The following is an 8,765-nucleotide window of genomic DNA, read 5'->3' as shown; positions in this document are numbered from 1 at the left end:
TTCTCCTTTTCTCTGGGGGTCTGTTTCACCCCCCCCCCCCCCCCCCCCCCCCCCCCCCCCCCCCCCCCCGACAATAGCTGCGCCAGCTCGCCGATAGTCCCTTCGCTGCGGGTGAGCAGATAGCGGGCGAAGTCCGGCGTAGCGATCGGCGATGGGCGCCGCAGCGGAAGCGAAGCTGCGAAACTCGCCAGAAGCGAACAGCATTCATCGTTTGCCTCCCACAAAGGCAAAGTCATGGGTTCGAACCGATTTTCCAACTGGTCATCTGAGCGAATGGCGAGATACGCATCTCGTGTGCCGACACCGACCAGCGGTATGCGCAGCTCATTGCCTAGGAATCGCAACAGGTTGAGAAACTCACGTCGGTGAACGCTGTGGCCCGCTAGAACATTGTGAAGTTCGTCGATCACCAGCACGCGAACGCCGACTTTTCGCAACAGTCCCAACGCAAGTTGCTCTATTTCCGGCATTCGCGGTCGCTGGCGCAGCGGCGCGCCCATGGCGGTGACCAGCGCGACATAAAAGCGGATCACCGATGGCTCGGATGGCATCTGTACAACCAATACCGGTATGTGCTCCTGATTGACGTCCGAATTGGCCGGATGCGTTCGCCGAAACTTCTCGATCACCATAGACTTGCCGTTGTTGGTTGGACCGACCAACAACAGGTTAGGCATGCGTTGTTTGCTGGGCCACGTGTACAGCGCCTCTAGCCGGTTCAACGCTTCGACCGCCCGGGGATAGCCTATCCAGCGGTCGGTTCGGATACGCTGCACCCGCTCCTGCGCTGGCAAAAGCGCCAAGCCCTGCGCCGCAGGCAGCAGGTGAGACAGATCGGCGGGTAGATGCTCATCCAAGGCTACCATTCCTCGACTTGGTCGAAGGGCTTGGCCGACGGTCGGTTATCTTGAGATTCGTCGATGGCCGCCGACTTTGGCAGGGTGCGAGTTTCAGGTGGAACATATGCTTGGAGGTGTTGGCGGCGATCTGCGTCGCGTCGCGCCTTGCGCGTGGCCTTTTGCGCAGTGGTGACGATATCGCGCATCTGTCCGACCATGCGGAATAGCGCTGCTTCATCCACTTGTTCGCGCCCTTGCTGCCGCAATTTCGTCAGTGCTTCTCGTTGCTCCCAGAGTGTGATGGCGGGATGCGACAAGGTCCGGTAGGGGACCTCCAAGTAGAGCTGGCCTTCGGGTTCTAACACCCAGATACGGCTGATATCGCGCGGATCACGCCGAATCAGAAAGGGTGGGAAGCGGTTGCGACGTGCGATCCACGGCTTGAGCGCGTCAGTATAGTAAAAGACGTGGTCAATGACGAAACCGGTACGCTGCAGCGTGCGCCGAATGATAGGTAGAAAATCCACCAGAAATGCTTTGGGATTGGTGACGACGGCCGGCGTCTCTTCGCATGCCAGTGCTTCGGCCCAGCGCGCCATCGGCGGCTGCCGCAGGCCGCTATGTACCGAGACATGATAAGTGCCGATCGCCAGTGCGAGCCAACGCTCCAGCTCACGCAAGGTCAAGGACGCCATCTTCTCCGATGCATACTTCCCGCGCTGGCCAGGGTTGGAGAAGGTCGTTCCGGGCAATTCATTGTGGATCATCTGCATTGTGGTGCCGATGATCCGCTCCACGATGCCGCCGTAATGCGGTTGTCCGGGTGGACGATAGCTCAACCTGATCCCGTGCTGCTCGCAACCGCGGCGTAGGGCTTCACTTTTGAATTCGGCTGCGTTGTCCAGGTAGAGCAGCTTGGGCTTGCCGCTCATCGGCCAATCAACCTCCACGTTCAGCGTCTCGAGCCAAGAGCGCTTGTCGCACGCTATGTGCGCCAGGCAGAGGCCAACCGAGACAGCGGATGGAGCTTCAAGCGTGACCACAATCCCGAGCACGCATCGGGTGAACACGTCGATGGCGATGGTAAGATATGGGCGCCCGATCGGCTGGCGATCACGTTCGTCCACGACGACCAGGTCGATGACCGTATGGTCGATCTGCACCTGCTCAAGCGGTGCGGTCAGGACAGGTGGCTTGCCGCCGGCACTTTGCAAGCCACGGGATGCGTCCTTCCCTTTCCGGAGACGAGTCGCTTTGATCGGGTCGAGGCCGTCAATTCTAAGGGCCAAGGTATTTAATGCCGGGACCGGGAGATTTTGCGCGGTGCAAGCACGCGCAACCTCACGATGAAATGCCGTGAGGCTCGGCTTCTGCTTCGTCAGGAAGCGCGTCTGTAGAAGCTCGCGGATGATGTGTTCGACCGACTCCGAGAGGCGGCTCTTGCCTTTGCCACCATCGGATTGGCGGCGAGCGACATCCGTTAGCAGCCCCTCGCCCTCTCGAGCACGGCGGACGAGGATATAAATTTGCCGCCTGGACAGGCCGAGTGCTTGTCCGGCTGTATCGGCCGCTTCACGACTGACCGCTGCTTGAGCCGCCAGCGGGCCTATAATCTCGGCCCGCTGCCGACACCGCGCCCATTCTTCATCAGTAAGGGTCGCCAAGCCGCGTTCGTTTATCGATGATGCTTCCCGCGCCATGCGCAAACCTCATCTGGTGCACACGGCTGTTGAATATAGCCTAGTTTGGTGAAGCCGTCTTCTGATGTCTCGTATCAGAAGACGATTGCACCACCGGCGTCATCCCCTGTGAGTTTGGTGCAGCCGCCTTCTGAAAATGACACTGCACAATTAATTCGCCCTCGCGCGCCTTCGGCCGGAAAATGCGGTAAGCCCTTGCCCATGATGCTTGCCATCGCCCTCTCCGCGCTCGCGATGACGCTGATCGTCGGCGTGCGCTATCTGCTGGCGAGCGGCGGCTTCGCCCTGGCGACGCGGGTGAAGCATCCCGGCCTCTATACCGGGCTCGACCGGCAGATCCGCCGCGAGATCGGCTGGAGCCTTGCCAGCGCCGCCATCTACGGCGTGCCCGCCGGTGTGGTCGCCTGGGGCTGGCAGAATCATGGCTGGACGCGGATCTACACCGATGTCCACGCCTTCCCGCTCTGGTACCTGCCGGTCTCGGTGCTGCTCTATCTGCTGGCGCACGATGCCTGGTTCTACTGGACGCATCGCTGGATGCACCGCCCGGCGCTGTTCCGCCGGATGCATGCGGTCCATCATGCCAGCCGGCCGCCCACCGCCTGGGCCGCGATGAGCTTTCATCCCTGGGAAGCGGTCACCGGTGCGGTGGTGATCCCGGCGCTGGTGTTCCTGATCCCGATCCATGTCGGCGCGCTCGGCCTGGTACTGACGATCATGACTGTGATGGGCGTAACCAATCACATGGGCTGGGAGATCTGGCCCCGCTTCGTCTGGCAGGGGCCGCTCGGAGCCTGGCTGATCACCGCCAGCCATCACCAGCGTCACCACGAACATTATGGGTGCAATTTTGGACTGTATTTCCGCCACTGGGACCGGCTTTGCGGCACCGACAAGGGCCTTGGGGATTTCGATCGCGGCCATGCTGCTGCTCGGCGCCGGATCGCCCGCGGCTGAGACCGGCGGTCCGCTCGAGATCGAGATGACCGGACTGCGCTCGGCCAAGGGCGTCGTGCGGCTCTGCCTCGTCCAGGATCCGGGCGACTTTCCCGATTGCCGCGACGGCAGGGGCGCGCTCAAGCGCACGCTCCCGGCCGCCAATCCGCGCATCCGGCTCGAGGGCCTGCCGGTCGGTGACTATGCGATTGCCGTGATCCATGATGCCAATGGCAATTCGAAGCTCGATACGATGCTCGGCATTCCGCGCGAGGGTTTCGGCTTCTCGCGCAACCCCGCGATCCGTTTCGGCCCGCCCCGCTACAAGGATGCGCGCTTCACCCTGGGCGCTGATGCACAGCGGCAACAGGTTCGAATTCGCTATCTGTTATAGGAACTTGGGCGCTCCGGGCGGCGTTCTCGCGCCTGCAACATGACAGAGGGTGCCCCATGATCCGACTTTGCGGTGCGCTTGCCGCCTCGTTCCTCGCCATTGCCCCGGCCTGCGCGCAGGACCAGGCCGCGCCGCAATCGGCCGAAGTGGCCGAGGCCGCCAGCGAAGGCGCCGCGCGGCTTACCCTGGGCGTCGGCGCGGCCTATTTCCCGGACTATGAAGGCTCCAGCCACAATCGCTGGACGCCGATCCCGGTCGCCAACGGCACGGTGGCGGGGATGAGCTTCACCCTGGTCGGCAACCGCGCCCAGCTCGACGTGATCCCGAACGGCACCGGCCCTGGCTGGGATATCCAGCTCGGGCCCGTCGCGGTCTACAACATGAACCGTTCCAACCGCGATTCCATCCGCGATCCCCGCGTCCGCGCGCTCGGCGAAGTCGATTCCGCGCTCGAGGTCGGCGGCTATTTCGGCATCGGCCGCACCGGGCTGATCACCAGCGATTTCGACAAGCTCTCGGTCACGATCTCCTATCGCCGCGACGTCACCCGGGTGCACAAGGCCGGCATCTGGAACCCGGTGGTCACCTATTCGACGCCGCTCAGCACCAAGGCGATGGTCAGCCTCTCCGCCTCGGCGGAGATCGTCGAGGATCGCTATGCCCGCACCTATTTCGGCGTCACCCCGGCGCAGAGCATCGCCAGCGGGCTCCCCATCTTCCGCCCCGAGGGCGGGCAGAAGGACATCACCTTTGGCGGCTATTTCGCCTATGCGCTCACCGGCAACCTCACCAAGGGCCTGTCGCTGGTCGCCGGCGGTACCTATCGCAAGCTGGTCAATGATTTCGCCGACAGCCCGCTGGTCAGCATCGCCGGCGACCGCAACCAGTGGACCGGCGCGGCGGGGCTGGCGCTCACCTTCTGAGTGCTGGACCTCGCTTCCCCAAGCGCCTAAGACACGGCCATCCCCGGGGGACCGCTTCGTCGCGGTTGAGAGGGAGGCCGCAGCCTCCGACCCGCTGAACCTGATCCGGTTGAGACCGGCGTAGGGAGGGAGCGGCCGCCACCATACGACCGTCCTCTCCCGATTTGGAGAAGTGACGAATGGCCGACATCCCCGCCAAGACCGAACTCGCCGTCACCACCGGCGCGATCCGCGGTTCGAAGAAGATCCATGTCGGCCCGCTGAAGGTCGCGATGCGCGAGATTTATCTCGAGCCGTCGTCGGGCGAACCCCCGGTCCGCGTCTACGACACCTCCGGCCCCTACACCGATCCCGAGGCCCGGATCGACATCATGGCCGGCCTGCCCGAGCTGCGCCGCGACTGGATCCGCGCCCGCGGTGATGTCGAGGAAGTCGCCCAGCGCGAAGTCCGTCCCGAGGATAACGGCCAGCTCGGCCCGGACCGCAGCGGCGGCGTCCAGCCCTTCCCGAACGTCCGCAAGAAGGTGCTGCGCGCCAAGCCTGGCATGAACGTCTCGCAGATGTATTACGCCAAGCGCGGCATCATCACGCCCGAGATGGAATATGTCGCCGAGCGCGAGAATCTCGGCCGCGCCCGCCTCGCCGAATATGTCCGCGACGGCAACAGCTTCGGCGCGTCGATCCCCGACTACGTGACGCCGGAGTTCGTCCGCGAGGAAGTCGCCCGCGGCCGCGCGATCATCCCGAACAACATCAACCACCCGGAATCGGAGCCGATGGCGATCGGCCGCAACTTCCTGGTCAAGATCAACGCCAATATCGGCAACTCCGCCGTCGCCTCGAACGTGGCGCAGGAAGTCGACAAGATGGTCTGGGCGATCCGCTGGGGCGCCGACACGATCATGGACCTGTCGACCGGCCGCAACATCCACGACACCCGCGAATGGATCATGCGCAACGCGCCGGTGCCGGTTGGCACCGTGCCGATCTACCAGGCGCTGGAGAAGGTCGGCGGCATCGCCGAGGACCTGACCTGGGAAATCTTCCGCGACACGCTGATCGAGCAGGCCGAGCAGGGCGTCGACTATTTCACCATCCATGCCGGCGTCCGCCTGCCGTACGTGCCGCTCACCGCCAAGCGCGTCACCGGCATCGTCTCGCGCGGCGGCTCGATCATGGCGAAATGGTGCCTGGCGCACCACAAGGAGAGCTTCCTCTACGAGAAGTTCGACGAGATCACCGAGATCATGAAGGCGTATGACATCGCCTATTCGCTCGGCGACGGCCTGCGCCCCGGCTCGATCGCCGACGCGAATGACGAAGCCCAGTTCGCCGAGCTCTACACGCTGGGCGAGCTCACCAAGCGCGCCTGGGAACAGGACGTCCAGGTGATGATCGAAGGCCCCGGCCATGTGCCGATGCACAAGATCAAGGAGAATATGGACAAGCAGCTCGAAGCGTGCGGCGAGGCGCCCTTCTACACGCTCGGGCCGCTCACCACCGATATCGCGCCCGGTTACGACCATATCACCAGCGGCATCGGCGCCGCGATGATCGGTTGGTACGGCACGGCGATGCTCTGCTACGTCACGCCCAAGGAGCATCTGGGGCTCCCGGACCGTGACGACGTCAAGGTTGGCGTGGTCACCTACAAGCTCGCCGCGCATGCCGCCGATCTCGCCAAGGGCCATCCCGCGGCCAAGGTCCGCGACGATGCGCTGAGCCGCGCCCGTTTCGAGTTCCGCTGGCGCGACCAGTTCAACCTGTCGCTCGATCCCGATACGGCGGAGAAGTATCACGACCAGACGCTGCCGGCCGAAGGCGCCAAGACCGCGCATTTCTGCTCGATGTGCGGCCCGAAGTTCTGCTCGATGAAGATCACCCAGGAAGTGCGCGACTTCGCCGCCAAGCAGAATGCCCCGGTCGAGGGCTTCCTGGCGGCGGAAGATGCCGAGGCCGGCATGGCCGCGATGTCGCAGCTCTACAACGAGACCGGCCGCGAGCTGTACATGGGCCAGGGCGACCGCGAGCACGATTGACGCGAAAAGGGGCGGCCGTGCGCGTCTCGGCCGCCCCGCTTTCGTCTGGCGCCAGGCTCAGTGCCAGTGGCCGCTGCCGCCGCCGATCCCGCCCACGGTCGAGATCGATCCGGCCTGGAAGCTGCCCAGCGTGTTGCCGCTGTCGTCCATGAAGATGAAGCTGGTATAGACCGGCGTCGCCACCAGCGTGAAGCTGGAGGTCTTCGCGTACAGCTTGTTGATGTCGTCGGTATAGACGTCTCCCTTCAGTGCGCCGCCGCCCGGGAAGGTCACGCCCCAGGCCGAGCCGTCAAAGGTCTTGCCGCCGTTCAGGATCGTGCACTGGCACTTGGTGTAGACGATCAGCGACGCGACGCTGCCATTGGCGGGATAGGCCGTCGTCGCCGCCGCCCTGGGTGCGCTCTCCAGATGCGCCACGGCATTGTCGATCGCTTCCTGCGGCAGATGATCCGCAAGCAGTTTCCTGAAGTCGCTCGCGATCTGGTCGCGATCGATTTCGGTAACGGTGTCCGTCATGTGAAGTCCTCCCCACGTGGATCGGTCAAATCGAAGCGAGGATCGCCTCGATGATCCAAGGCTGATCTTGTCCCGGGCCGCACACAACCATGGCTTGGGTCGGATCGGAGCATAACCATTTCGGCTGTTTCATCGCCGACTCGCCGGGATTGCTGGCATTTCGGACCGCTGGTGGCCCGGTGCGCGCCGGAATGACTCCGGAGCGGATCAGCCTTGCACCGCTGCCGGCGATCAGGACCAGCTGCCGGTGCCGCCATAGCTGCCCGAAACCGTCCCGATCGCGCGGCCCTGGAAGCTGCCCAGCGCATTGCCGCTGTCATCGAGGAAGATCAGGCTGACATAGACCGGCGTTGCGACCAGCATGAAACTGGTCGACTGGCTGTAGAGCCGCTCGGGATCGTCGGTGTAGATCGATCCGGGCGACCGGGTGGCGGGCGCGCCGCCCCAGAAATGCCCGAGGAAGGTCGGCCCGTCATCGACCACGCAATGGAGCTGGCCGGTGATCCCGCCGGTGATGATCAGGGTGGCGTCGCCGCTGCTGGCGGCGACCAGCGGGCGGCTTTCGAGATGGGCCCGGGCCGAATCCAGCACCTGCTGCGGCACCTTGCCGTCGAACAGCTGCTGGAGATCGGCGGCCTGCCGGCCGGGCTCGACGGTCTGCGTATCGGTGGTCATGAGGGCTTCCCCTGGAAGTGCGCGCCGCTCGGCGCATCGGGCCGGAGATCGACTCGACCCGCCAAGGCTCCGCCGCGCCGCCCCGATCGGCAATCGCGGCATGGGCCGCTTCGGAGCAGAGCCGTTTCGGGGCCAAATCGCGCCAAGCCACGGAGGTCCAGGCCTTTTCGCCGGGGTTCCGCGACGCCGCGCCGGAGACATGTCCGAAACGGACGCGCCTGCTGCCAAAGCGGATGCGTCCCGCGATAGCCTTGCGCGCATCATCCAGGACGGGGAGGCGGCAATGGCGGGCATATGGCAGGGACTGGCCGGGGCATTGCTGCTGTTCGGCTCGCTGGCACTCGCGCCTGCCGCGACGGCGCAGAAGACGGGGCAGGTGGCCAATGGCCCGGACTTTTCGGACATCACCAGCAAGGCGGCGGCAAACCGGCTGGTCCGCGAAGGCCGGCTGGTGAAGATCCACATCTTCCCGAAGGAACTGGGCGGACCCAGCGACCCGCACAACTTCGTCTACATCCCGCCCGCCGTGGAAGGGGCCCGCCAGCTCCTGATCGGCACCCTGCGCCGCTTCACCGAGGAAGATCTGATCGACAAGCTCGACGTGCAGGCGGAATACAAGGGCACCAGCATCATCCCCAGCCGCATCCACTATACGGCGACGCACAGCCGGGGCGGCCCGCCGTTCGAGGCGGTGGTGGAGGTTTGGTAGCCTCTTCGGGTTCGTTGTAATTCCCCGTGGCAGA

The 8,765-nt window shown here is 64.5% G+C and carries 10 protein-coding genes and 1 riboswitch; of the genes, 5 read left to right on the top strand and 5 right to left on the bottom strand.

The genetic code is table 11. The features are described from left to right. From AAHM44_RS01165 to AAHM44_RS01155, 3 genes are all read right to left on the bottom strand, one after another. A partial coding sequence (locus tag AAHM44_RS01165; protein ID WP_342248726.1) for a TniB family NTP-binding protein occupies positions 1–857 on the bottom strand: 857 nt, incomplete at its 3' end. A 2-nt stretch (positions 858–859) separates the two neighbouring features. Continuing rightward, complete coding sequence (locus AAHM44_RS01160) at positions 860–2,539, bottom strand: Mu transposase C-terminal domain-containing protein (protein ID WP_342248725.1); 1,680 nt, start codon at positions 2,537–2,539, stop codon at positions 860–862. Between the two features lie 74 nt (positions 2,540–2,613). Beyond that, positions 2,614–2,754, bottom strand: a complete 141-nt coding sequence (locus AAHM44_RS01155) for a hypothetical protein (protein ID WP_342248724.1) — start codon at positions 2,752–2,754, stop codon at positions 2,614–2,616. Between AAHM44_RS01155 and AAHM44_RS01150 the strand changes: the two genes are divergently transcribed. The 4 genes from AAHM44_RS01150 to thiC all read left to right on the top strand — a co-directional run bounded on the left by AAHM44_RS01150 (position 2,741) and on the right by thiC (position 6,831). Next, complete coding sequence (locus AAHM44_RS01150) at positions 2,741–3,496, top strand: sterol desaturase family protein (RefSeq protein WP_342248723.1); 756 nt, start codon at positions 2,741–2,743, stop codon at positions 3,494–3,496. The two genes, AAHM44_RS01155 and AAHM44_RS01150, sit on opposite strands and share 14 nt — an antisense overlap. After that, entirely contained in the window at positions 3,462–3,869 is a 408-nt protein-coding gene (locus AAHM44_RS01145) for a DUF2141 domain-containing protein (RefSeq protein ID WP_184163574.1), read from the top strand. Before AAHM44_RS01150 ends, AAHM44_RS01145 begins: the two co-directional genes overlap by 35 nt. A gap of 56 nt (positions 3,870–3,925) precedes the next feature. Continuing rightward, on the top strand, positions 3,926–4,792 hold the full coding sequence (locus tag AAHM44_RS01140; RefSeq protein ID WP_269573249.1) for a MipA/OmpV family protein: 867 nt from the start codon (positions 3,926–3,928) through the stop codon (positions 4,790–4,792). A 34-nt stretch (positions 4,793–4,826) separates the two neighbouring features. After that, positions 4,827–4,936: riboswitch (TPP riboswitch) on the top strand. A 35-nt stretch (positions 4,937–4,971) separates the two neighbouring features. After that, on the top strand, positions 4,972–6,831 hold the full coding sequence (gene thiC / locus AAHM44_RS01135; protein ID WP_269573248.1) for a phosphomethylpyrimidine synthase ThiC: 1,860 nt from the start codon (positions 4,972–4,974) through the stop codon (positions 6,829–6,831). A 57-nt stretch (positions 6,832–6,888) separates the two neighbouring features. Here thiC and AAHM44_RS01130 read toward each other — a convergent pair whose 3' ends face one another. Together AAHM44_RS01130 and AAHM44_RS01125 are read right to left on the bottom strand one after the other, a co-directional pair. After that, on the bottom strand, positions 6,889–7,347 hold the full coding sequence (locus tag AAHM44_RS01130) for a VapA/VapB family virulence-associated protein (RefSeq protein ID WP_184163586.1): 459 nt from the start codon (positions 7,345–7,347) through the stop codon (positions 6,889–6,891). Positions 7,348–7,578: 231 nt separating this feature from the next. Continuing rightward, on the bottom strand, positions 7,579–8,022 hold the full coding sequence (locus AAHM44_RS01125; RefSeq protein ID WP_342248722.1) for a VapA/VapB family virulence-associated protein: 444 nt from the start codon (positions 8,020–8,022) through the stop codon (positions 7,579–7,581). 283 nt (positions 8,023–8,305) lie between these two features. On the opposite strand from AAHM44_RS01125, the gene AAHM44_RS01120 reads away from it, so the two are divergent. Then, positions 8,306–8,731, top strand: a complete 426-nt coding sequence (locus tag AAHM44_RS01120; protein WP_342248721.1) for a hypothetical protein — start codon at positions 8,306–8,308, stop codon at positions 8,729–8,731. Positions 8,732–8,765 lie beyond the last annotated feature (34 nt).

The organism is Sphingomonas sp. OTU376 (genome assembly GCF_038440415.1).
GTDB classification, from domain to species: domain Bacteria; phylum Pseudomonadota; class Alphaproteobacteria; order Sphingomonadales; family Sphingomonadaceae; genus Sphingomonas; species Sphingomonas kyeonggiensis_A.
The sequence above is the reverse complement of the archived record's forward strand: the minus strand, read 5'-3'. Positions and strand labels throughout refer to the sequence as shown.

Coding starts and splice junctions, on each gene's coding strand:
- AAHM44_RS01160 (WP_342248725.1), bottom strand. CDS start 2,539: ATGGCGCGGGAAGCATCATCGATAAACGAACGCGGCTTGGCGACCCTT.
- AAHM44_RS01150 (WP_342248723.1), top strand. CDS start 2,741: ATGATGCTTGCCATCGCCCTCTCCGCGCTCGCGATGACGCTGATCGTC.
- AAHM44_RS01155 (WP_342248724.1), bottom strand. CDS start 2,754: ATGGCAAGCATCATGGGCAAGGGCTTACCGCATTTTCCGGCCGAAGGC.
- AAHM44_RS01145 (WP_184163574.1), top strand. CDS start 3,462: ATGCTGCTGCTCGGCGCCGGATCGCCCGCGGCTGAGACCGGCGGTCCG.
- AAHM44_RS01140 (WP_269573249.1), top strand. CDS start 3,926: ATGATCCGACTTTGCGGTGCGCTTGCCGCCTCGTTCCTCGCCATTGCC.
- thiC (WP_269573248.1), top strand. CDS start 4,972: ATGGCCGACATCCCCGCCAAGACCGAACTCGCCGTCACCACCGGCGCG.
- AAHM44_RS01130 (WP_184163586.1), bottom strand. CDS start 7,347: ATGACGGACACCGTTACCGAAATCGATCGCGACCAGATCGCGAGCGAC.
- AAHM44_RS01125 (WP_342248722.1), bottom strand. CDS start 8,022: ATGACCACCGATACGCAGACCGTCGAGCCCGGCCGGCAGGCCGCCGAT.
- AAHM44_RS01120 (WP_342248721.1), top strand. CDS start 8,306: ATGGCGGGCATATGGCAGGGACTGGCCGGGGCATTGCTGCTGTTCGGC.